Genomic DNA, 21927 nt, shown 5'->3' with positions numbered 1-21927 from the left:
AAATGCGATCACCGGGCCATAGCATTGAGCCACTTGCCTGAGGAGGCCTCCATGACTTCTGCACCTGTCCCGAACACGCCCCGTCCATCGCCAGCCCCGTCGAGCCCCGAGCAGCGACGCTCGATGTCGGGCAAAACGATCACCGCATTGATCCTGCTGGCGATCTCGCTCGCCTTCGTCTTCTCGAACCTGAATCAGGGAACAATCATGTTCCTCGGGTTTCGCTTCGTGATGCCCGTCTGGATCTGGTTCCTCGGCGTGCTGCTCATGGGAGTCGTCATCGGCTCGCTCTTCCCCTGGTTCCGCGGACGGCGCAAGAAGAAGTGACCCGCGTCTGGCCCTGGGTACGCCTGGCGGGGGCTGCCCTGATTCTCGCCGCCGTCATCGCTCAATTGTCCGTCACCATCACTGGCGCGATCGACCATCATCGCGACGTCGCGACTACCGCGGTGAACTTCATGAGCTTCTTCACGATTCAGTCGAACTTGCTGGCCATGGTGACGCTAGCCGTCGGCGCGTTCCTGAGCTGGCGCCGACCCGCCACCGAATCCCGTGAGCCGATCTGGTTCGCCGCCTTGCTGGCCTCGGTCACGACCTACATGATCGTGACCGGCATCGTCTACAACACGCTGCTCCGCGGCGTCGCGCTGCCGCAGGGCACCACGGTGCCCTGGTCGAACGAGGTGCTGCACGTCATCGCCCCGCTGATCCTGCTCCTCGATCTCCTCGTCGCCCCGGGACGACGCGGGCTGGGTTGGGGCAGGATCCTGACGATCGCGGCTTACCCGATCGCCTGGGTGGCATACACACTGATCCGGGGTCCGATCACGGTCAACCCCGTCACCGGGGAGCCCTGGTGGTATCCGTATCCCTTCCTCAACCCGCATCTGGTGCCCGGAGGGTTCCTCGGGGTGACCGGGTACATCATCGGCATCGCCATCGCGATCGTCGCCGTGGGCGCCGCCGTGCTGTGGTGGGGACGTCGCCGCGATCGCGCCTAGGCGCTCGGGCGCAGGAACGGGATCGCGAGCGGATTGCGGAAGACGCGAGTTCCGCTGATGACCGTGCCCGCAATCGTGACAATCGCGTGCGCGATGGCGAGCACGACGTAACCCAGGACAGCGAACCCGATCGGGAAGAACCCGGCCGATTTCGTCTCAGGGAATCCGACCGCGAGGGTGAGGACGTACAGCCCCAAGAGCACGACGACACTGAGCACGGTCAGGCCCCAGTTTGCGGCAATGCGCGCATTCTCCGTGGCCAGCGGGATGCCCCTGCGCTTCGTCGATGGATAGACCGCGGCCATGACGATGCCGGCAATCACGATGCCCACCAGGGGCGCGGGAATGTAGGCCAAAAAGCCAAGCGCCCACGACTTGCGGCCGGTAGGGGGCTGCTGCACATACTGCTGCTGCAGCGGATAGGCGGGCTGGGGAGTCAGCGGCTGCTGCGGGGCGGGCTGGAATACAGGATCAGACATCGGGGCACTTTCCGGCGAGGGTGATGCGCAGCGGACTGCCGGCGCGTGCCTAATCTAGCGGGTGCGTGCGCAGAGCCGTGTCGGGGGCACGCCCGCGTATTTTTCGGAATGCGCCCGCGCCGGCGGCACGCACCGACTGAGCCGAACGGGACGCCCCCGCGAGCCAGGCCCCCAGGGCGACGAGCCCCGAGAAGACCATCCCGGTGACTGCCGTCGCCGCGAGGGCCGCGGTGAGCTGGCCATACATCGCAGTGGCGGCATCGGCCGGGAGGAGAGAGGGACTGACCTCGCCGAGAAAGAGTGCACGCCCCAGGTTGACGCCCAGCGCGAGGAGCCCGAACGCCGCAGTGAGAGCCGCCGCCGCCCAGGCGAACGCGCGCAGGCGGCGCTTCGCCACGAGCACGCCCCCGGCGACGAGCACGAGCGAGACCCAGGGCAGCCAGTATCCCACTGTTGCCACGAGCTGGTAGCCCACGCGAATCTGCCCGAGGGATTCGGACTGCACGATGGGAATCTCGCGATCCACGTCGGGAATTGCCGCCGCGAACGCCACCCCGCGGTCGACGAGTTCCTTCTGCACCGCCTCGGCCACGACGCCAAGCCGCAGGGAGAGCATGCCGTCCGAGGCGAGTCCGAGCGCAGACCCCGGTTGGTCTTGGATGACTGCGATGGTTTCGGAGTGCGCCAGCGCCAGGGTCTGGCTCCAGACTCCGGCGAACCGCGGGGACGCAACCACGTTCGTGACAACGTCGCCAATCATCGCCTCGATCCCCATCGCAGCGGGACCTTCCAGCAGTCCCAGCGCGGCTTCCGTCCGGGGCGGTAGTCCCAGCCCTCGAATGCCGTCGGCGACGTCCCGCACCATGCCCGGAACGTCGACCTGATCGTTGATCGCGGCCGTCACCTCGGTCGCGATGAGTGCTTGCACGGCAGGATCCTGCGCCAGAGGCCCCAAGGTCGCAACGAAACGGTCGGTGTCGACGAGCTCGAGCCTCGCCCACGCTCCGAGCACCGCGACGGGAGCAAGGACAACGCCCAGCGTGATCAGAATGACCGCCAAGGTAGACCGTAGCCACCCGGAACGCGTGGGGCGCTGGAGCGTCCGATTCTCGCGCTCGAGTGAAGCCACCCGATCACGGAGTGCGTCGAGTTCGTCGAGCTCGCTCATGGTGTCCCCTCGGCCTCGAGAAAAGCGGGCGTGAACAAGAGGTTCAGACCCTCTGCAATGGTGGGATGTGCAATGATCGCGTCGCGCACCCGCGTGTATTCGAGGGCCGCGAGCATCGCCATCTGCAGGACGGCGATCGCCTCGCTCGCCTCGGGCCCGCGCAGGGCTGCCCCCAGTATCTGGTGGCTGTCGGCGTCGATGACGGCTTTCCAAGTGCCCTCGAGGTGCCCCAGTGTGCGCGCCCGGGGAATCGCCGCCACCGGCATCCGCGCGATGCGCACACGATGGCCGGCCGCACGCGCCGCCGACTCGGTGAGCCCGACGCGCGCCAGCTCGGGCGTGGTGAAAACGCAGTACGGAATGAGACGACCGTTCGTGCTGCGCAGCGCGCCCGCTCCGGCACGCGACGCGAGGTTGTGGGCGAGCACTCGATAGTCGTCGTAGGAGGCGTGCGTGAACTGCGGACTGCCGGCGACATCGCCCGCCGCCCAGACACGCTCGGCGCTCGTGCGGAGATACTCGTCGACCTCGACGAAGCCGCGATCAGTCAGGCGCACGCCCGCGCGTTCGAGGTCGATTCCCGCTGTCTGCGGCGTGCGCCCGACTGCGACGAGCACCTCTGATGCAGCGAGGGTGACCCCTGAGTTCAGGGTGACCGAAATCGTCCCGTCGTCGGCACGCGACACCCGCTGCGCCGTCTCCCCCAGGTGCAGCGTGATGCCGGCGGCCCGAAAACTCTGGGCGACTTCTTCGGAGACGTCCGGGTCCTCCCCCGGCAGCAGTCGCTCCGCGCGCTGCACGACCGTGACGGTGACGCCCAGGGTGTTGAGGACGTCTGCGAACTCGCAGCCGATGTAGCCGCCGCCGAGGACGATGATGCTCTGCGGCAAGGCGTCGAGGCGAAGAAGCGTCTCGCTCGTGTGCACCTCGACGCGATCGAGCCCCTCAATGTTCGGAATCGTCGGGGATGCGCCGAGGTTCAGCACCACGTCGGCGCCGCGAATCGTACGCACTCCGCCGTCCGGCAGCGTCACTTCCACTGTTCGTGGGGCGACGAAGCGTGCCTCGCCCAGGATCAGGTCCATCCCCGAACCGGTGAACGCCGCGAGCTGCCCCTGGACCATCGCGTCGACGACATCCTCCTTGCGCCGGCGGAGCCGCCCGATCTCCGCTCGGACGTCCTCCGCCCCGGCGATCCCAAACTCGGCTGCGCGTCGAACGTCTTGCAGGATCCGCCCGCTGTTAATCAGCGTCTTCGTCGGGATGCAGGCGACGTTGATGCAGGTCCCGCCGATCATGCCCCGTTCCACCATGGCGACCGACTGCCCGGCGCGGGCGCATTCCATTGCGAGTGACTTGCCCGCTTTGCCTCCCCCGACGACGAGGAGGTCTACGTTTTCGAGCACCATGGCGCCGGGGCGCCCTCTCGGTGCCGGGGTAGCTCACGCGCCGCGGAGGCGCCAATGAGCGTCGCGCAACGGAGCGTGCAAGAAGATGACATTGACGACTCCCCGAAATCCGACCTGGCCGCTCGCGCGGGACACAATGGCATGAGGCGCCCATCGCGCCCCTGACTCGGAGGGTACACCACGGTCAGTCAGATCCGGGGGCATGAGCCACGTCTCGCACCCATGCAAAAAGCCCGGGCGATGTTTCGCATTTCTGCGATTCATTGCCCGGGCTTTTCGATAAACGTGGATCTGAGGGGATTCGAACCCCTGACCCCCTGCATGCCATGCAGGTGCGCTACCAACTGCGCCACAGACCCGTGGAAGTCGGACGAATGCTCGCCCGACAACTCATTTAGCTTACAACAGAGGGGTACCCCCGCCGCAAATCGGTCACACCTCGGGCGCGTCGAGAGCGATCGCGGGGCAGTCCTTCCAGAGCCGCTCGAGGTCGTAGAACTCGCGCTCCTCCTGGTGGAAAACATGCACGATGAGGTCGCCGAAATCCAGCAGCACCCAGCGCCCGGTCTCGCGACCCTCGCGCCGAAGCGTCCGAGTTCCAGCTTCATTCAGCTGGTCCTCGATCTCGTCAGCGATCGCCTGCACGTTGCGCTCGACGCTTCCGCCGACGATGAGGAACACGTCGGCCAGGCCGAACGTCTCCGATACGTCCAGGGCCACAGGCCCGGTCGCACCCTTGTCTTCTGCCGCTTGTACTGCAACCCGCAGTTCACGCAGCGCCTGCTCAGTAGCAGCCACACTTCTCCTTCATGGATTTACGAATTCGGGAGCCGACTGGCTACCCAAACATTCCGTTTGACGCGCCCCAGGCCAGTAGCCCGATCACGGCGAGCAGCAGCCCGCCGGCGGTCAGCGAGAGGATCAGCGGAAGCCGATTCCCCTTCTTGGTGTGCGGGGCAACGACGCCGGATCCCTCGACGGTTCGCGCGCTGATGGCGCGCGTTGCCGACACCGGGGCGGAGTCATCAGGGACAGGCTCGTCGCTCAAGTCGATTCCGAGGTCGGCAAGCGGGTCAGACTCGATCGAGTCGTGCAGACGCGCGTGCCCTCCCGTCTCGCCTAACGACTTCGGCAGCTCGATGGAACCGGTGACGAACAGCTCACCGGTCTCCCCCAACGGTCCGGCCAGGTCGGTGCCCTCGGGCATCGACGGCAGGATCAGTGCCGCCGTGTTCGACGACGTCGCACCCTCGGCAGCAATTGCGCGCGAGATGAGGTCGTCGAAGTCGCCGGTGCGTTCAGTCAGCGGAGCGATGAGATCGTCCGATGGCAGTGCCGGAATCGCCTGCGTCGCCGGATCATCGAAGACCGAACGCTCTTCGGCGAGCGGCGCTATGTCGGGGAACGAGTAACTCGTGCGAGCCGAGGTAGGCGCGGGTGCGTCGGCAACTTCGCCGTCCTCGTCCTCATCCTCGTCCTCATCTACCGCCAGGGCGGGGGCTGCGGGCTCGAAGTGGTCGAAGGTGACTGCTGCACCCATAACATCCTCGGCGACGAGTTCTCCGACAACGTCTTCGTCGCCATCAATCTCAAGAATCTCTTCCTGGGGCGCCTCGTCGTCTGCCGCCTCCGCGTCAGCCTCCGGCTCGACTGCGGCTTCGTCGTCGCTCGCCGCGTCCTTCGAGCGACTCCAGGGCATCCGGAACCGACCCTTTGCGGGAGCCGCAACCGACGCCTCCCCCTCGAGCTCTTCGTCAGATCCGTCCGTGCCGCTCTCGTCGAGCGCATCGATTGCCGACTCGCTCGGCTCAGCTGCCGCGCTCGTCGACACCTCAAGAAGATCCGCGAACGACATCGCCTCGGTGGGAGCCAGCCGGTCATCAAACTCAGGAACCTCGACCGGGGCGACAACGAACTCGTCTGCCGCGATCGCGGGTTCATCCGCGGGTGCGGCGTCGGCTCCCGCTTCGGGCTGGGGGTCTGCCGCGGTCTCAGTCGATTCCACAACCGGTGCGCTCGGCTCGACCTCATCGTCGACCTCGGTGTCGACGACAGTGTCCGTCTGCGGCGCGGCCACAGGCGCGTCAACCTCTGCCTGGCGGGCAAGCGCCGCCTCGCGTAGCTCGCGCATTTCGCGTCGCGTGCGCACCCGGCCATTCTCGTCAACCGGCGAAATCTCGATCGCGTCGCTGCCAGTCGCCGTCACTGCGGCGTTTTCCGCAGCATTCTCCTCGGCGGGGGCAGGGGAACTCGAGACCACGGGGATCCCGGTGGTCTCCAATTGCTCCTGCATCCGCCGCGCACGGCGGCTGGTCAGCTTCGGTTCCTCGTGCTCGTTCATCTATTTACTCCCGAGTCCGTATACAGGTCGTGCTTCGCAATGTACTGGACTACGCCGTCTGGCACGAGGTACCAGACAGGAAATCCCCGCGCGACCCTACTCCTGCAGTCCGTCGAAGAGATCGCCAGCGCGGGAACTTCAAGCAAACTCACGTTCTCGCCGGAAAGCCCCAGCGCAGAAAGCTCGTGGCCAGGACGCGACACCGCGATGAAGTGGGCGAGCTCCCAGAGCTCGTCCACATCTTTCCAGCTAAAGATCTGCTCGATCGCATCGGCACCCGAAATAAAGAACAGATCCGCGTTCGGGTATGCCTTACGGATGTCGCGCAACGTGTCGACTGTGTAGGTCGGGCCGGAACGGTCGACATCCACACGGCTCACACTGAATCGCGGGTTGGAAGCGGTCGCGATCACCGTCATCAGGTAGCGATGCTCGCTCTCCGACACCACCGTCTTCTGCCAAGGACGGCCAGTGGGCACAAAGACCACCTCATCGAGGTCGAAGCTCTGTGCCACCTCGCTCGCCGCAACTAAGTGGCCATGGTGGATCGGGTCGAACGTACCGCCCATCACGCCGATCCTGCGGCGATTCGTGGACATGCGCCGCCTAGTGGCCGTGCGAATCGCCGTGCTCGCGGGCGTAGGCAGCAGCCTTTTCCGCGTGGCGGTTCGCCACGTCGCGGAAGCTGAAGGTCACAAGACCCAGCACCACGAAGAGGGTGAGGACGATCGCCCCGAACATCGGAGCGGGCATCGGAAGCTCGTTGACAACGTGCGCGCCTTCGCTAGCAGCGGCAATCGTGGCGAGAACAGACATCAGTTACTTCCTTGAACGTATCGTCGGCCGGGTGGTCGAAACTAGTCTAGCCGGTCTGATCAGCGGATTTGGCCTGAGCCACGCACAAGCCACTTCGTGCTCGTGAGTTCAGGAAGCCCCATCGGCCCGCGCGCGTGCAACTTCTGAGTAGAAATACCCACCTCAGCGCCGAACCCGAACTCGCCCCCATCGGTGAACCTCGTAGAGGTATTCACCATTACCGCGGCCGAGTCGACCTCGGCAAGGAAGCGTTCTGCGTTCGCATAGTCCGCGGTCACGATGCACTCAGTGTGGTGCGTCGAGTAGCGGTCGATGTGCTCCATCGCTTCGTCGATGGAGTCGACAACGCGGACCCCCATCTCAAGGCCCAGGTGCTCGGTAGCCCAGACCTCGTCAGTGGCCGAGTGCATAGCGGGGACCAGGTTGCGCGCGGCATCGTTCCCGTGCAGCAAGACCCCGGCTCCCATGAGATCGGCCGCAATGCGGGGCAGCACCCGGGCGGCTGCGTCACGGTGCACCAAGAGCGTCTCGGCGGCGTTACACACGCTCGGGCGATGTGTCTTCGCGTTCTGCACGATCGCCGCAGCCATCTCGACGTCGGCGCTCGCGTCTACGTAGACGTGCACGATGCCGGCGCCGGTCTCAATAACGGGGACGGTCGAGTCCTGCACGACACTTGCGATCAGACCCGCACTCCCCCGCGGGATCAGGACATCGACGTAGCCGCGAGCGCGCATGAGGCGAGCCGCCCCCTCGCGACCGAACTCATCGATGGTCTGCACCGCTGCGCCGGCAAGTCCGACGCTGTTCACCGCCTGCTGAATGAGAGACACGAGCACCGCATTGCTGCGCTCGGCGGCGGTGCCACCGCGCAGCACCGCGCCATTGCCACTCTTCAGCGCGAGGGCCGCAATGTCGATCGTGACGTTCGGGCGCGCCTCGTAGATCGCGCCCACGACGCCGAAGGGCACCCGCACCTGCGCGAGGGTGATTCCGTTCGGAAGCGTGCTGCCACGTACGACGGCGCCGACGGGATCCGGAAGTGCAATAATCTCGCGTACCGCAGCGGCGAGTCCGCGCAGCCGGGTCTCGTCCAGCAGCAGCCGGTCGAGGAGACCTGCTTCCAGCCCGTTGTCGCGCCCGCGGGCCAGGTCATCGGCATTTGCCTCGACGATCTCTGGGATCGATGCCTCGATGTGCTGGGCGATCGCCTCGAGCGCCGCATTCTTCTGGGCGGTCGTGGCGGTGGCGAGCGTCTTCGCCGCGGTACGGGCGGCAACCAGGCGGTCGAGAAGCGGGTCCTGAGCATTCATTCCGCCAGCATATCGCGGGATAGAGCGCCGGCGAACGAGAACCACCGAGGCCCTCGCGTGCCCCTAGGCGGACGCCGCTGTGGCGGCGGGAGCTGCCTCAAACCAGGTGCCGAGGTCGACCCCGTCGAGCAGCTCGCCGATGCGACTCGTTTCGGTCAGCACCACCGACACGCCGGCATCGGCCGCCAAACGCGCCGCCTGCACCTTAGTCTGCGCACCACCGGTGCCCCAGCCGGACTCGGCCTCGCCAATACGTACGCCGCTCAGTTCATCGCCGTAGGGAACGCGGGCAATTCGCTTCGCCCCCTTTTCGGTGGGGGGCGCGGTGTAGAGCGCGTCAACGTCGGAGAGCAGCACGAGGGTGTCGGCGTCGACCAGGCGCGCGACGAGCGCGGCAAGCCGATCGTTGTCGCCAAAGCGGATCTCGTGTGTCGCGACGGTATCGTTCTCGTTCACGATCGGCAGAATTCGCAGCTGCAGCAGGCGCTCAAGAGATCGCTTCGCATTGCCGCGGTGGGTGGGGTTCTGCATGTCCTGCGCCGTCAGCAGCACCTGCCCGGCGATCAGGTTGTGAGCGCTCAGCGCACGCTGATAGCGATTAATGAGCACGTTCTGGCCCACTGCTGCCGCGGCCTGCTGGGTCGCGAGATCGTCGGGACGCGTCTCGAGTTCGAGGTACGGCACCCCCGTCGAGATTGCACCACTCGAGACGAGCAATACCTCAACTCCGGCGGCGCTCAACCGCGCGAGCTGATCGACGAGCAGCGGAATCTGATCCGCGTTCTCGCCGCTCACGGAGGAGGAGCCCACCTTGACTACCAGCCGGCGGGCCCCAAACAGCGCTTGTTCCGTACTACTCATCCAACGCTTCCCACATGCCAGACTCACGCTCGCTCTTCAGCTGCGACCGAGCCTCAGCCTTCGCGTCCATGAGATCGTGGTACTCCTCGCGACGCTCCTTGTTGGTGCGCCGGTTGTTCTGCTCGACACGCGCGTCGGTGCCGCGCTGGCCCATCTGAACCTCTGCGGCAGTGGTCAGGGTCGGCTCCCAGTCGAAGACGACGCCGGATCCGGGGCCGATGACGACGGTCGAACCCTCAACGGCACCCGCCTTGACGAGCGCCTCCTCGATGCCGAGCTTCTGCAAACGGTCAGCGAGATAGCCCACGGCCTCGTCGTTCTTGAAGTCGGTCTGCGCAACCCAGCGTTCGGGCTTGAGACCCAGTACGCGGAAGAAGTTGCCGTAGCTGCCGCCCTCGGAAACGACGCGGAACCCGCCGTCGTTCACCGGCTTCGGGCGAATAATGATGCGCTCAACCGAGTTCTCGCGCGCGATGCGCGCAGCGCGCTCGGCCTCTACGACCTCGGCCAGCGCGAAGTTCATCTCGCGAAGGCCCTCGTGGGCGACCGCCGAGATCATGAAGACCCGGTAGCCACGCGCTTCGAGCTCGGGCTTCACCAACTCAGCAAGTTCGCGTGCCTCGGGCACGTCAATCTTGTTCAGCGCGACCAGCTGCGGTCGCTCAATGAGCGGCACCTGGCCCTCTTCGACCGGGTAGGCACCCAGCTCGTGCAAGATGACGTCGAGGTCGGAGAGCGGGTCGCGACCCGGCTCGAGCGTTGCGCAGTCGAGGACGTGCAGCAGGGCGCTGCACCGCTCGACGTGGCGCAGGAAGTCGAGTCCGAGGCCCTTTCCCTCGCTCGCGCCCTCGATCAACCCGGGAACATCGGCGACCGTGAAGCGGTGTTCACCCTCCTGTACCACGCCCAGGTTCGGGTGCAGCGTCGTAAAGGGGTAATCGGCAATCTTCGGCCGAGCGGCGCTCAGCGCCGCGATCAAGCTGGACTTTCCGGCCGACGGGTACCCCACCAGGGCAACGTCGGCGATGGTCTTCAGCTCGAGCGTGACCGAACCTTCCCACCCCTCGGTGCCGAGGAGCGCGAAGCCGGGGGCCTTGCGCTTCGTGCTGGCGAGCGCGTTATTGCCCAGCCCACCCAGGCCGCCCTCGGCAATGACGTAGCGCATGCCGGGCTCGGTGAGGTCCACCAGGACCTCGCCGTCAAGATCCTTCACGACGGTACCGACGGGCATCGGCAGCTCAAGGTCGGGGGCCTTGTTCCCGTCACGGTAGTTGCCCGCGCCGTAACCGCCGTTCTCGGCGGTACGGTGCGGTCGACGGTGGTACTCCAGGAGCGTCGTGACCTGCGGATCCGCGACCAGCACGACGTTGCCGCCGTTGCCGCCCACGCCGCCATCAGGGCCGGCGAGCGGCTTAAACTTCTCGCGCCTGATCGATGCACAACCGTCGCCGCCTCGACCCGCCTTTAGGTGGAGCTGTACTTGATCAACAAAGGTGACCATGTTTCGTCCTTCCTTACCGCGGTCGCGGCAAACACACTCCGGATACGGCAAAGGCGAGCCGAAGCTCGCCCCTGCCATTCAAACTTCTAGCGACTACGCTGCTGCGGCCACCACGTTGACGACCTTGCGGCCACCCTTGCGACCGAACTCGACCGCGCCAGCGGCGAGGGCGAAGAGGGTGTCGTCGCCACCACGGCCAACATTGGCGCCCGGGTGGAAGTGGGTTCCGCGCTGACGCACGAGGATCTCGCCCGCGTTGACCTGCTGGCCACCGAAGCGCTTCACGCCGAGGCGCTGGGCGTTCGAGTCACGACCGTTACGAGTCGAGCTCGCACCTTTTTTGGATGACATTAGTTCAGTCTCCTCTGAATATATTTCTGAGAGCGTCAGTAGCCAGTGGCTACTTGATGCCCGTCACCTTGATGCGGGTCAGATCCTGGCGGTGTCCCTGGCGGGACTTGTAGCCGGTCTTGTTCTTGTAGCGCTGAATGATGATCTTGGGGCCACGGAGATCTTCGAGGATCTCGGCGGTGACCTTGACCTTGGCGAGCACTGCCGCGTCGGTCGTCACCTGATCGCCATCAACGAGCAGCACCGCGGGAAGCTCAAGCTTGCCCTTGGCCTCGCCCGAAAGACGGTTCACCGTGATGATGGACCCGACCTCTACCTTCTCCTGCCGGCCACCGGCGCGCACAACTGCGTAAACCACTTGTCTACCTTTTCTTCGAGGGAATCGTCTTCTGGGCTCTTCGCGAAATATGTTCACGAAGGCTGTCTCGAGTGCGGATTGTTCCACCCACGGCCAGAGACCGATACGGGGTTCCGCAGTGCCATCCCCAGCGGGACGGCAGCAACACTCAACTATATCGCAGGGTTTCTAGCCGGTCAAATGCAGCGAACCGCGTGTCTCGGCGAAAAATCCGGCTATTCGGCTCCGTCAGCGAGCGAGCCACCGCGGATAGCACCCGTGGAAACTCGCCGACGACGGTTCCGACTCTGGCCGGGGGCCGGAGCCTCCGGAAGCGCATCGAGCACCGAGTCCAAGAGCCCCGCTTTCGGAGCGTCCCCACTCGCCTGCGTCGCACGGGGCGACTCAGCGGGCGGGTTCTTACCGGAGGGCATTGCCTGGCCAAGCATCTCGGCCACTGCGCGCACGGCATCGGCATCGACGGTCTCCGCGGGGGCCTCGGACCGACTCACCACCGGGACATCGGCAATGAGCTCGGCAACCGCCTCGGCGGCGCGCGCCTCGCGACTCGCATCGTTCTTTGCGCGGCGGCTGCGCACGCGACCGGACACCGCGGGCGCCTGCTGCGCTGGCGCTTGCGCCGGGGCCACCAACTGAGTATCTGCCGAATCGGCGGCCTCGTGATGCGCGTCTTCTCGCCCGGAAGCCGGGATCGTGGAAGCAGCAACCGCGGCGAGCATGTTCTTGGCGCCGTCCGTGATGCTGTGGGTCTGCGCTGCGGGCTGAGGCTGGACCGGAGCCGCGGACTTTCGGCGATTGCGCGAGCTGTTATTCGCCGCGCCTCCGCCGTTGCCGTTGCTACCGTTCGCGTTCGCACCTGCATCGCTCCGGTGACGAGTCACGGGGTCGTGATGCACGATGATGCCGCGGCCGGCGCAGGTGTCGCACGGCTCACTGAATGACTCCAGCAGGCCCAGGCCAAGCTTCTTGCGCGTCATCTGCACGAGCCCCAGCGACGTGACCTCGGCCACCTGGTGCTTGGTGCGATCCCGACTCAAGCACTCGACCATGCGGCGGAGCACGAGATCACGGTTCGACTCGAGCACCATGTCGATGAAGTCGACCACGATGATGCCGCCGATATCGCGCAGGCGCAGCTGACGCACGATCTCCTCAGCCGCTTCGAGGTTGTTCTTCGTCACCGTCTCCTCGAGGTTTCCCCCCGAGCCGACGAACTTGCCGGTATTGACGTCGACAACGGTCATCGCCTCGGTCCGGTCGATCACGAGCGAACCGCCGGACGGCAGCCACACCTTGCGATCGAGCGCCTTCGAGATCTGCTCCGTAATACGGAATTCCTCGAAGATGTCGCGCTCTTCCTCGTAGCGCAGCGTGCGCTCCAAGAGATCGGGGGCCACCTGGCCGAGGTAGTCGTGGATCGTCTGGAAGGTCGACTCCCCCGAGACCACCATGCGGTGGAAGTCCTCGTTGAAGACATCCCGCACAATCTTGATGAGCATGTCGGGCTCGGAGTGCAGCAAGGCCGGGGCTCCGCCCTTGCCGGTGCGCTCCTGAATCGACTCCCACTGACGGGTGAGGCGCTGTACGTCGAGCGTGAGCTGTTCTTCGCTCGCCCCCTCCGCGGCGGTGCGCACGATGACGCCCACACCCGTGGGAAGCGCTTCCTTCAGGATCTTCTTCAGGCGTGCGCGCTCCGTATCGGGAAGCTTGCGGGAGATGCCGTTCATGGATCCACCGGGAACGTACACGAGGAAGCGCCCCGGGAGCGACACCTGGCTCGTGAGACGGGCGCCCTTGTGTCCGACGGGATCCTTCGTCACCTGGACGAGGACCTGGTCACCGGGCTTCAACACGTTCTCAATGCGGCGGGCGGTGTTGCCGCCCTCAAGCGCAGACCAATCAACTTCGCCCGAGTACAGCACGGCATTCCGGCCGCGACCAATATCGACGAAAGCGGCCTCCATGCTCGGCAGCACGTTCTGGACGCGTCCGAGATACACGTTGCCAATCAGCGAGCTCTCACTCGAGCGAGCCACATAGTGTTCAACCAGCACGCTGTCCTCGAGGACACCGATCTGGATCCGGTCGTCCTTTGAGCGAACCACCATGACACGGTCGACCGACTCTCGACGGGCGAGGAACTCAGACTCGGTCACGACGACGCGACGACGTCCAGCCTCGCGGCCATCACGGCGACGCTGCTTCTTGGCTTCCAGCCGCGTCGATCCCTTGATCTTCTGCGGCTCGGTAATGAGCGGCGCCTGACGTTCGCGAACGCGACGCGGCTCTTCCTCGTGCTCAACATCACTGCCCGAACGACGACGCGTGCGTCGGCGGCCGCTCTCGCGGTCGTCCGAGTCGCGGTCGCGCTCCTGGAAGCGGTCCTCACGAGAGTCGCGGGATGCTCGCGCCTCGCGCTGGCGATCCGCGCGCTGATCGAAGATCTCGTCCAGCTCGCGCAGGTCACGGCCGGAGTCTCGCCGCGAGCGCGGCGGGATCGGCATCACATCGGGTGCCAAGAAGATGAGCTTCGTCGTGGCGCGGAAGCGCTGCTCCGGCGTCATCTCGGCAAACGGAATGACTGGGGCGAGTGCCGGAGCGGCCGCTTCAGCGGCTTCTTCGGCCACGGGCTCCGCTGCCGCGGGTTCCGCGCCTGCGGGCTCTTCGACCCGGGGGGCCTCGGCTGCCGGAGCGTCGTCAGTCGCCGCGGCTGCATCGCTTGCCGCTGCATCGGCGACAACTGCGTCAGTAGCGACAGCCTCGAGCAGCTCCGTTGCCGGCTCGACGGCCGCTTCGTCCGCCTCGGTGCCGGGCTCTGCGGCGGACGACGCCTCATCTCCCGCTTCCGCCACGGCTTGAGTGCCGGCCGCGTCTACGGTCGCCTCCTCAGCGTCGCGGACCGACTCGGCCGCAGCATCCAGTGCGACGTCCGTTGTCTGTTCGTTTTCCCCGCTCAGTTCGGGCTGTTCATCGTCATTCTGAAAATTCACCATTCGCAGGTGCACTCCTCTACCGGGCGAGCTTCCGCTCCCCGGATATCTCACTCCTGCGGCGACTTCTGCGCCGCGAATCCTTTGCGGCACCCTCGGTGCCGTCCGGTCGTTCATCGACCGTCGGCACCCTGTCGGGCACCGGTAAACTTCGCACGTGGCCCGGACCTAGAGTCCGAGTTCACGCTCTGACCATTATGTCATGCGGGGGCCGCGGGAACACCCCTCGCCACGACGGGATTTGCGCGCTCAGGCGAGCGCCCCTCGGCGGGCGATAGGATCCTGCCATGACGACGTCCGCGAACGCGCCCGCTCAGCCTCGCCCGGTAGCCTTTGCCCTGTTCACGATTGTGCTCGGCGCCATTGGCTGGTTTGCCTCGTGGGAGCTCTTGACCGAGTACATTAAGACGCTGCAGAACCCCGGGTACAGCCCCAACTGCAACGTGAGCGTGCTCGTCACCTGCGGCCCCAACATGGGTTCCTGGCAGGGATCCCTCCTCGGCTTCAGCAACACCATCATCGGCGTTTCCGCCTTTGTCGCCCCGATCGTCGTCGGCGCAGCCTTGCTTGCCGGCGCTCGATTCTCGCGCTGGTTCTGGCACCTCTACCAGCTAGGCCTGCTCGCCGGTTTCGTCTTCATCTGCTGGCTGTCCGTGCAGAGCGTCTTTGCTCTCGGCACGCTGTGCCCCTGGTGCATGGTCGTATGGACGGTCATGATTCCGCTCTGGTGGACCGGGCTCTTCCGCCCGTTTGCCGCCGGGGATATTCCCTCCCCCGCAGGCACGCAGCGAGTCTTCCAGGGTCTGTACTCATGGAGCTGGGTCTTCGTGGTCGCGTGCTACTTCATCATCGCGACCTTCGCGCAGGTCAACTTGAACTGGCTCGCGGAGCTCATGCGAGCGTTCTAGCGAACACCGTACCGTCCCCGGTGGGCTATCCCGTCAACCGTTCCCACAACGCATCGGCCGCGGCCAGGGTTTCTTCCTCCGATCGCGAGGTATCGATGATGACGTCGGCGATCGCACGGCGTTCCTCGTCGCTCGCCTGGTTGCGCACGCGGGCACGCGCATCGGCTCCAGACATGCCGCGGTGCGCCATCAAGCGCTCCACACGCATCTCGGCAGGCGCATCAGCCACGACGATGAGATCCCATGGGTGGTCTACGCCGGCCTCCACGAGCAGTGGAACGTCGTACACCACCACCGCGTCAGGATCGCGCTCCCCCGCCTCTCTGATGAGCCTGCGGGTGAGTTCCTGCACCGCCGGGTGCACGATCGACTCGAGGTCCTCGAGCGCGCTGCCGTCCGAGAACACCAGCGCACCCAGCGCCGCACGGTCGAGCTCGCCGTCGCCCGTGATGATCCCCTGCCCAAATCGCCGGGCGATCTGAGCGAGGGCGGGAGTTCCCGGCGCCACCACGTCGCGGGCTAGTTGGTCGGCATCCAGATGCACGGCCCCGTGTTCCGCGAGGCGTCGGGCAATCGTTGACTTGCCGGACGCGATTCCGCCGGTGAGACCGATGAGCTGCACGCACGCAGTCTATCCGGGGCGTGGCCTGGCACACACGTGCTGGGAAGGACTCGCTGACGTCGTACACTGGGGCCAGCCGAAATCGGGCCTGCAGGTCGACGGGAGACACCCATGATTGAAGTAGTCACCGGGTTGGTGCTCGCCTCCGCGGCCGGCCTCAACGCCTACATCCCGCTGCTCGGCCTCGGACTCCTCTCGCGGTTCACCGAGCTCGTTGCCCTGCCCGACGGCTGGGCGTGGTTGGAGAACACCTGGGTGATGGTGATCCTCGGCGTGCTGCTCGCCATTGAGACGCTGGTCGACAAGGTCCCGGCGCTCGACACCGTCAATGACGTGCTGCACACGGTCATCCGCCCGGCGTCCGGCGGGCTGGTGTTCGCCGCCGGCGCCTCGAGCGAGACCGTGGCGGTCACCGATCCGGCGGCGTTTGTCTCGTCCCAGAACTGGTGGCCGTTTGTCATCGGGATCCTGGTCGCGCTCGTCCCGCACCTCTTGAAGATGATCAGCCGCCCGGTGCTCAACGCCGTCACAGGCGGGGCTGGAGCCGCGGTGGCGAGCACCGCAGAGGACATTGGAGCGGTCACGCTCACGGTGCTCGCGGTCGTCGTGCCGATCCTGGCGCTGCTGCTGCTCGTGGGACTCGTGGTTTGGCTCTCGCTCCGTCTGCGACGGGCATTGCGGCGACGCGAGGCCGCCCAGCTCGCTGCGCGGGCGTCCGTCTAGCGCACGGCCAATACGCTCGCCCATTGGCCGCGCCCTCGGCGGCGCCTCCAGCCAACGCCGAAGGCCCGGCGCCCCTTTCGGGGAACCGGGCCTTCAGTGTGTGAAGTGCTTCAGCCTGAACGAGGTCAGACCGCGAGGACTAGTTGCCCTCGAGGCGCTCCTTCAGCGCAGCAAGCGCCTCGTCGTCGGCAAGGGTGCCGGCCGAGGAGGAATCGCTCGAGAAGGTGGAAGCGCCAGCCTCAACCTTGGGGGCCGCAGCCTGATCCACGATCGACTGTGCAACCTGCTTCTTGTGCGACTCCCAGCGAGCCTGGGCAGCTGCGTACTCGAGCTCCCACTTCTCGCGCTGAGTCTCGAAGCCTTCCTTCCACTCCTGGGTCTCAGGATCGAAGCCCTCGGGGTACTTGTACTCACCGTTCTCGTCGTACTCGGTGGTCATACCGTAGAGCGCCGGATCGAACTCGGTGCCCTCGGGATCCACACCGTCGTTCGCCTGCTTGAGGCTGAGCGAGATGCGGCGACGATCGAGATCGATGTCGATGATCTTGACGAAGACCTCTTCGCCAACCGACACGACCTGCTCGGCGAGCTCAACGTGCTGGCCCGAAAGCTCGGAGATGTGCACGAGGCCCTCGATGCCATCGGCAACGCGAACGAACGCACCGAAGGGAACGAGCTTGGTGACCTTGCCCGGAGCGATCTGGCCGATCGCGTGCGTGCGGGCGAAGACCTGCCACGGATCTTCCTGTGTCGCCTTGAGCGAGAGCGAGACGCGCTCGCGATCGAGCTCGACCGAAAGCACCTCGACGGTGACTTCCTGGCCAACCTCGACGACCTCGGATGCGTGGTCGATGTGCTTCCACGACAGCTCCGAGACGTGCACGAGGCCGTCGACGCCGCCGAGGTCCACGAACGCGCCGAAGTTGACGATCGAGGAGATAACACCCTTGCGGACCTGGCCCGGTGCGAGGTTCGCGAGGAACGTCGAACGGCTCTCCGACTGGGTCTGCTCGAGCAGCGCACGGCGCGAGAGCACGACGTTGTTGCGGTTCTTGTCGAGTTCGAGGATCTTCGCCTCGAGCTCCTGGCCCAGGTACGGGGTCAGGTCACGCACGCGGCGCAGCTCGATGAGCGAGGCCGGGAGGAAGCCGCGGAGCCCGATGTCCACGATGAGGCCGCCCTTGACGACCTCGATGACGGTGCCGGTGACGACGCCGTCCTCTTCCTTGATCTTCTCCACATCGCCCCATGCACGCTCGTACTGAGCGCGCTTCTTGGACAGGATCAGACGGCCTTCCTTGTCCTCCTTCTGGAGAACGAGCGCCTCGACGGTGTCGCCGACCTTGACAACCTCGTCGGGGTTGACATCGTGCTTGATGGAAAGCTCGCGGGAGGGGATGACACCCTCGGTCTTGAATCCGACGTCGAGGAGAACCTCGTCGCGGTCAATCTTCACCACGGTGCCCTCAATGAGGTCTCCGTCGTTGAAAGACTTAATCGTCAGTTCGACCGCGGCAAGAAAGTCTTCTGCAGATCCGATGTCGTTGATCGCGACCTGCTTGAGTGCCTGATCGGTCGTTGCGTTCGTCATGTAGTTTGTACTCCAGGGTGGACAGGAATTCGGGCCGGGATCAGGAAATGATCTGAATCTCGGCGATGGATTGGGTATATCTCGCCACAAGCGTGACGCTCTAGCCTAGCGCGCCGCTGCCGGTCCGGTCAATTGCGCTTCCGGGCGCGTCGCGCGGACTTCCCCTAAGGGAGACCTACTCGGGAGAGTCCCTATCGGTGCCCGCCCGCGGCCTCGATCAGCTGTGCGAGGCCCGCGTACCCTCGCGCTTCCGCGTTCGCCAGCGGGGTTCGGCCCTCGAAATCACGGAGGTTCGGGTCGGCCCCGCCGGCGAGCAGGAGGCGCACGGTGTCGCGGTGCTGCTCGTCGTCGGCGCCAAGCAGCACCGCCTCCTGAAGCGCGGTCCAGCCGAGCTTGTTGACGTGATTGGGGTCAATGCCTGCGTCAAGCAGCAGCTCCGTGACCCGGACGTGGCCATACTCCCCCGCGGGAATCAGCGCCGTACCGCCGTAACGATTGGTTCGCGCAAGGTCCGCGCCGTGGCGGAGGGTGAGTTCGAGGATCTCGACGTACCCCTCGGCGCCGGAGTAGAGGTAGGCGTTGTCGAGCTGATCATCTTGCGCATTGACGTCGGCGCCCGCTTCGATGAGCGCCCGGGCCGCCGCGACGTGGTTCTGCTGCGTCGCGAACAGGAGTGGAGTGCGTCCACGAGGGCCCCGGCGCTCACGCTCCGCTCCCCGAGCCAACGCCTCAGCCACCCGGGCGCCATCGTTCGCGGCGATCGCGGCGTGCAGTTCGTCGTTCGGGTCGAGCTCGGGGGACATCAGACGGGCCTCCTGCCAGGGGTTCGGATGGGGCAGACCGGGCTAGTGCGCGGCCGCGTTCCAGTTCGCGCCCCGGCCAACCTGCACCTCGAGCGGCACCGAGAGCTCCGCCGCCCCAGCCATCTCTTCACGCACAATCGCCTCGAGGGCATCCCACTCGCCCGGCGAGACCTCGAACATGAGCTCATCGTGAATCTGCAGCAGCATGCGCGAGCTCAACCCGGCCTCGGCTACCCGGCGTTCGATCTTGATCATCGCCAACTTGATGATGTCCGCCGCGCTTCCCTGAATGGGGGCATTGAGCGCCGCGCGTTCCGCGTTCTCGCGCAGCACCCGGTTCGGGCTCGCCAGATCAGGGAACGGGCGCCGACGGCCGAAGATGGTCTCGGTGACGAGCTCCTGCTTCGCCTCCTGAACGACCGAGCGCAGGTAGTCACGCACCCCACCAAAGCGCTCGAAGTAGTCGAGCATGAGCTGCTTCGCCTCGCCCGCGCTGATACCGAGCTGCTTCGACAGGCCAAACGCGGACAGCCCGTAGGCGAGGCCGTACGACATGGCCTTCACCTTCGAGCGCATCTCGTTCGTCACCTCGTCGGGGGCGACCCCGAAGATGCGCGATCCGACAAAGCGGTGCAGGTCCTCGCCCGCGTTGAACGCCTCGATCAGGCCAGCGTCGCCCGAGAGGTGCGCCATGATGCGCATCTCAATCTGCGAGTAGTCGGCCGTCAGCAGGCACTCGTATTCGGGGGCGTGAATGAAGCCCTCGCGAATGCGGCGGCCCTCCTCCGTCCGGACCGGGATGTTCTGTAGGTTCGGCTCGGTCGAGGCCAAACGCCCCGTGCTCGCGCCGATCTGCACGAGCGTTGTGTGGATGCGCCCGTCGGGCTGCACCGCCTTCACGAGCCCCTCGATGATCTGGCGCAGTTTATTGGCATCGCGGTGCGCGAGCAGGCTGCCGAGGAACGGGTGCGGGTGCTTCGCCTGTAGGTCGGTCAGCGCCGCCGCGTCAGTCGTGTAGCCGGTCTTCGTCGCGCGGGTCTTCGGCATCCCGAGCTCGGTGAACAGCACCTCCTGTAACTGCTTGGGCGAGCCGAGGTTGACCTCGTGACCCAGGTAACCAAAGGCCTCCTGCTCGAGTTCCACGACTCGCTCAGCCAGCGCCGCCTCGTGCGCCTGCAAGAGCGGGAGATCCATCTGGACGCCGCGGCGTTCGAGATCCCCCAGCACCGGCACGAGCGGCAACTCGATCGAGCGATACACGAAATCAGTCTTGCCCTGGAACTGCTCGAGCAGGGCGGCGTGGACGCGCAGCACGTACCAAGCGAGTTCCGCCTCGCCCGCGACGCTTCCCTCTTCCGGCACCAGCTGGTTGGGGTCGCCCTCCGGCACCTGCTCTCCCAGATAGCGCGCCACGGCCGCCGCGATCGTTTTCTCGGGCGCAGTCGGCCGTGCGAGCCAGGCGGCCACGAGGGCGTCGCCGGCGAGCCCGCCAAGCCGGATCCCGGCCCGATCGAGAATCTTGCTCTGTGCCTTCGCGTCCCACAAAATCTTGGGCGCGTCCGAGGTCAGCCAGCGCTCGAGCGGCGCGTAATCGCTTGCGCCCGGACGCCAGGTGAGCTGGACCGAGGCCGTCGTGCTCGCGACACCGATGCGCACGGCACCGTCGCCGTCGTCGGCGAGCAGCACCGCCGGGCTCTCGAGCGCGGCGAGCCACACCTCGAGCTCTTCGTCGAGCAACACCTTCGCGGCCGGAGCGACCGGCACCTCAGCGACGGCGGTCGCGGCTGTAGCGCCGGAGGTCCCGGCCGGCACCTCGGCGCCGACGAGTTTGGCGACACGTTGCAACAGCGTCCGAAATTCCAGTCGGCCGAACATGTCCTGTACCTGCGCGAGGTCCATCTCGCCGCGCTTGAGTGACTCGAGGGTTACGTCGAGCTCGACGTCGCGCACGAGTCGGTTCAGCCGCCGGTTCCGCTCGGCCAGGTGCGCATGCTCGCGGAGGCTCTCGCCCACCTTCCCGCCGATCTCGTCCTGGCGTCGCAGAATCTCCTCGAGCGAACCGAACTGGTTGATCCACTTCACGGCCGTCTTCTCACCGACCTTGGGAACGCCGGGGAGGTTGTCGCTCGTCTCGCCGACCAGCGCCGCGATCTCGGGGTACTGCTCGGGACGAATGCCGTAGCGCTCCATGACCTTCGCCGCGTCGTAACGGGTGAGCTCGCTCACGCCCTGCTTGGACGGGTAGAGCAACGTCACGTTGTCGTCGACGAGCTGGATGGTGTCACGGTCCCCGCTCACCACGAGCACGCGGTATCCCGACTCCGAGCCGCGCAACGAGAGCGTGGCGAGGATGTCGTCGGCCTCGTAGTTTTCCTTCTCGATCGTCACGATCCCCATCGCGTGCAGGGCCTCCTGCAGCAGTGGGATCTGTCCCTTGAACTCGACGGGAGTCTCGCCACGAGTGCCCTTGTACTCGGGGTACTCCTCAGTGCGGAACGAGTGCCGAGAAATGTCGAAGGCGACCGCGAGGTGGTCCGGCTTCTCGTTCGCCAGCAGATTGATCAGCATGGCAATGAACCCGTGGATCGCGTTCGTGTGTTGCCCGTCACGGGTCTGGAAGCTGTCTACCGGGAGCGCGTAGAAGGCGCGGAAGGCCAGCGAGTGGCCATCGATGATCATCAGAGTAGGCTGG

General features: G+C 65.9%; 21 protein-coding genes and 1 tRNA gene. 4 read left to right on the top strand and 18 right to left on the bottom strand.

Annotation, left to right across the window (positions count from 1 at the left end; genetic code table 11):
• Positions 1-51 precede the first annotated feature (51 nt).
• Together JW030_RS05890 and JW030_RS05885 are read left to right on the top strand one after the other, a co-directional pair.
• Positions 52-327, top strand: coding sequence for a hypothetical protein (locus JW030_RS05890; RefSeq protein ID WP_188044866.1), 276 nt, complete (start codon positions 52-54; stop codon positions 325-327).
• Positions 324-1001, top strand: coding sequence for a Pr6Pr family membrane protein (locus tag JW030_RS05885; RefSeq protein ID WP_188044867.1), 678 nt, complete (start codon positions 324-326; stop codon positions 999-1001). Before JW030_RS05890 ends, JW030_RS05885 begins: the two co-directional genes overlap by 4 nt.
• On the opposite strand, the gene JW030_RS05880 is transcribed toward JW030_RS05885, so the two are convergent.
• The 14 genes from JW030_RS05880 to JW030_RS05815 form a co-directional block, all read right to left on the bottom strand.
• Positions 998-1480, bottom strand: coding sequence for a DUF4870 domain-containing protein (locus JW030_RS05880; protein WP_188044868.1), 483 nt, complete (start codon positions 1478-1480; stop codon positions 998-1000). The two genes, JW030_RS05885 and JW030_RS05880, sit on opposite strands and share 4 nt — an antisense overlap.
• 49 nt (positions 1481-1529) lie before the next feature.
• Entirely contained in the window at positions 1530-2648 is a 1119-nt protein-coding gene (locus JW030_RS05875; protein WP_188044869.1) for a hypothetical protein, read from the bottom strand.
• Positions 2645-4057 carry an NAD(P)/FAD-dependent oxidoreductase gene (locus JW030_RS05870; protein WP_188044870.1) on the bottom strand — a complete coding sequence of 471 codons (1413 nt, stop codon included), beginning with the start codon at positions 4055-4057 and terminating at the stop codon, positions 2645-2647. Before JW030_RS05870 ends, JW030_RS05875 begins: the two co-directional genes overlap by 4 nt.
• Before the next feature lie 286 nt (positions 4058-4343).
• Positions 4344-4416, bottom strand: a tRNA-Ala gene (locus JW030_RS05865).
• Positions 4417-4489: 73 nt separating this feature from the next.
• The gene (rsfS, locus tag JW030_RS05860) at positions 4490-4855 is read right to left on the bottom strand and encodes a ribosome silencing factor (protein ID WP_188044871.1); all 366 of its coding nucleotides are present in this window, start codon (positions 4853-4855) and stop codon (positions 4490-4492) included.
• Positions 4856-4895: 40 nt separating this feature from the next.
• Positions 4896-6398, bottom strand: a complete 1503-nt coding sequence (locus JW030_RS05855) for a hypothetical protein (protein WP_188044872.1) — start codon at positions 6396-6398, stop codon at positions 4896-4898.
• Positions 6395-6997: a nicotinate-nucleotide adenylyltransferase gene (gene nadD, locus JW030_RS05850; protein WP_188044873.1), complete on the bottom strand. Its 603-nt coding sequence runs from the start codon at positions 6995-6997 to the stop codon at positions 6395-6397. The genes JW030_RS05855 and nadD overlap by 4 nt, the downstream gene beginning before the upstream one ends.
• A gap of 7 nt (positions 6998-7004) precedes the next feature.
• Positions 7005-7214: a hypothetical protein gene (locus JW030_RS05845; protein WP_188044874.1), complete on the bottom strand. Its 210-nt coding sequence runs from the start codon at positions 7212-7214 to the stop codon at positions 7005-7007.
• Between the two features lie 59 nt (positions 7215-7273).
• Positions 7274-8527, bottom strand: a complete 1254-nt coding sequence (locus JW030_RS05840; RefSeq protein ID WP_188044875.1) for a glutamate-5-semialdehyde dehydrogenase — start codon at positions 8525-8527, stop codon at positions 7274-7276.
• Positions 8528-8590: 63 nt separating this feature from the next.
• Positions 8591-9388, bottom strand: a complete 798-nt coding sequence (gene proB, locus JW030_RS05835; protein ID WP_188044876.1) for a glutamate 5-kinase — start codon at positions 9386-9388, stop codon at positions 8591-8593.
• Entirely contained in the window at positions 9381-10889 is a 1509-nt protein-coding gene (gene obgE / locus JW030_RS05830; protein WP_188044877.1) for a GTPase ObgE, read from the bottom strand. Before obgE ends, proB begins: the two co-directional genes overlap by 8 nt.
• Positions 10890-10982: 93 nt before the next feature.
• Positions 10983-11240 carry a 50S ribosomal protein L27 gene (rpmA, locus tag JW030_RS05825; RefSeq protein WP_188044878.1) on the bottom strand — a complete coding sequence of 86 codons (258 nt, stop codon included), beginning with the start codon at positions 11238-11240 and terminating at the stop codon, positions 10983-10985.
• A 49-nt stretch (positions 11241-11289) separates the two neighbouring features.
• Positions 11290-11598, bottom strand: a complete 309-nt coding sequence (gene rplU, locus JW030_RS05820; protein WP_188044879.1) for a 50S ribosomal protein L21 — start codon at positions 11596-11598, stop codon at positions 11290-11292.
• 215 nt (positions 11599-11813) lie between these two features.
• A complete protein-coding gene (locus JW030_RS05815) occupies positions 11814-14591 on the bottom strand; it encodes an Rne/Rng family ribonuclease (RefSeq protein ID WP_188044880.1) in 2778 nt (925 codons plus the stop codon).
• 284 nt (positions 14592-14875) lie between these two features.
• Between JW030_RS05815 and JW030_RS05810 the strand changes: the two genes are divergently transcribed.
• On the top strand, positions 14876-15496 hold the full coding sequence (locus JW030_RS05810; protein WP_188044881.1) for a vitamin K epoxide reductase family protein: 621 nt from the start codon (positions 14876-14878) through the stop codon (positions 15494-15496).
• Positions 15497-15521: 25 nt separating this feature from the next.
• Here the strand turns inward: JW030_RS05810 and coaE are convergent, their stop codons facing one another.
• Positions 15522-16118 carry a dephospho-CoA kinase gene (gene coaE / locus JW030_RS05805; RefSeq protein WP_188044882.1) on the bottom strand — a complete coding sequence of 199 codons (597 nt, stop codon included), beginning with the start codon at positions 16116-16118 and terminating at the stop codon, positions 15522-15524.
• 111 nt (positions 16119-16229) lie between these two features.
• On the opposite strand from coaE, the gene JW030_RS05800 reads away from it, so the two are divergent.
• Positions 16230-16841, top strand: a complete 612-nt coding sequence (locus JW030_RS05800; protein WP_188044883.1) for a DUF4126 domain-containing protein — start codon at positions 16230-16232, stop codon at positions 16839-16841.
• Positions 16842-16980: 139 nt separating this feature from the next.
• Here JW030_RS05800 and rpsA read toward each other — a convergent pair whose 3' ends face one another.
• From rpsA to polA, 3 genes are all read right to left on the bottom strand, one after another.
• Positions 16981-18432: a 30S ribosomal protein S1 gene (rpsA, locus tag JW030_RS05795; RefSeq protein WP_188044884.1), complete on the bottom strand. Its 1452-nt coding sequence runs from the start codon at positions 18430-18432 to the stop codon at positions 16981-16983.
• Positions 18433-18623: 191 nt separating this feature from the next.
• Positions 18624-19235, bottom strand: coding sequence for an ankyrin repeat domain-containing protein (locus tag JW030_RS05790; protein WP_188044885.1), 612 nt, complete (start codon positions 19233-19235; stop codon positions 18624-18626).
• Positions 19236-19277: 42 nt separating this feature from the next.
• Positions 19278-21914, bottom strand: a complete 2637-nt coding sequence (gene polA / locus JW030_RS05785) for a DNA polymerase I (protein WP_188045033.1) — start codon at positions 21912-21914, stop codon at positions 19278-19280.
• Positions 21915-21927 lie beyond the last annotated feature (13 nt).

The sequence above is a fragment of the Leucobacter sp. CX169 genome, from assembly GCF_017161405.1.
In the GTDB taxonomy this organism is placed as follows: Bacteria; Actinomycetota; Actinomycetes; order Actinomycetales; family Microbacteriaceae; genus Cx-87.
Note: the sequence above shows the minus strand (reverse complement) of the source record. Positions and strands in the feature narration are given on the sequence as shown.

What these genes read in the sequence shown, in the direction of transcription:
- obgE (WP_188044877.1), bottom strand. Translation starts at nt 10,889, where the DNA reads ATGGTCACCTTTGTTGATCAAGTACAGCTCCACCTAAAGGCGGGTCGA.
- JW030_RS05855 (WP_188044872.1), bottom strand. Translation starts at nt 6,398, where the DNA reads ATGAACGAGCACGAGGAACCGAAGCTGACCAGCCGCCGTGCGCGGCGG.
- JW030_RS05810 (WP_188044881.1), top strand. Translation starts at nt 14,876, where the DNA reads ATGACGACGTCCGCGAACGCGCCCGCTCAGCCTCGCCCGGTAGCCTTT.
- rpsA (WP_188044884.1), bottom strand. Translation starts at nt 18,432, where the DNA reads ATGACGAACGCAACGACCGATCAGGCACTCAAGCAGGTCGCGATCAAC.
- JW030_RS05790 (WP_188044885.1), bottom strand. Translation starts at nt 19,235, where the DNA reads ATGTCCCCCGAGCTCGACCCGAACGACGAACTGCACGCCGCGATCGCC.
- JW030_RS05840 (WP_188044875.1), bottom strand. Translation starts at nt 8,527, where the DNA reads ATGAATGCTCAGGACCCGCTTCTCGACCGCCTGGTTGCCGCCCGTACC.
- JW030_RS05890 (WP_188044866.1), top strand. Translation starts at nt 52, where the DNA reads ATGACTTCTGCACCTGTCCCGAACACGCCCCGTCCATCGCCAGCCCCG.
- JW030_RS05800 (WP_188044883.1), top strand. Translation starts at nt 16,230, where the DNA reads ATGATTGAAGTAGTCACCGGGTTGGTGCTCGCCTCCGCGGCCGGCCTC.
- JW030_RS05880 (WP_188044868.1), bottom strand. Translation starts at nt 1,480, where the DNA reads ATGTCTGATCCTGTATTCCAGCCCGCCCCGCAGCAGCCGCTGACTCCC.
- JW030_RS05815 (WP_188044880.1), bottom strand. Translation starts at nt 14,591, where the DNA reads ATGGTGAATTTTCAGAATGACGATGAACAGCCCGAACTGAGCGGGGAA.
- JW030_RS05870 (WP_188044870.1), bottom strand. Translation starts at nt 4,057, where the DNA reads ATGGTGCTCGAAAACGTAGACCTCCTCGTCGTCGGGGGAGGCAAAGCG.
- JW030_RS05875 (WP_188044869.1), bottom strand. Translation starts at nt 2,648, where the DNA reads ATGAGCGAGCTCGACGAACTCGACGCACTCCGTGATCGGGTGGCTTCA.
- JW030_RS05845 (WP_188044874.1), bottom strand. Translation starts at nt 7,214, where the DNA reads ATGTCTGTTCTCGCCACGATTGCCGCTGCTAGCGAAGGCGCGCACGTT.
- proB (WP_188044876.1), bottom strand. Translation starts at nt 9,388, where the DNA reads ATGAGTAGTACGGAACAAGCGCTGTTTGGGGCCCGCCGGCTGGTAGTC.
- nadD (WP_188044873.1), bottom strand. Translation starts at nt 6,997, where the DNA reads ATGTCCACGAATCGCCGCAGGATCGGCGTGATGGGCGGTACGTTCGAC.
- rpmA (WP_188044878.1), bottom strand. Translation starts at nt 11,240, where the DNA reads ATGTCATCCAAAAAAGGTGCGAGCTCGACTCGTAACGGTCGTGACTCG.
- polA (WP_188045033.1), bottom strand. Translation starts at nt 21,914, where the DNA reads ATGATCATCGATGGCCACTCGCTGGCCTTCCGCGCCTTCTACGCGCTC.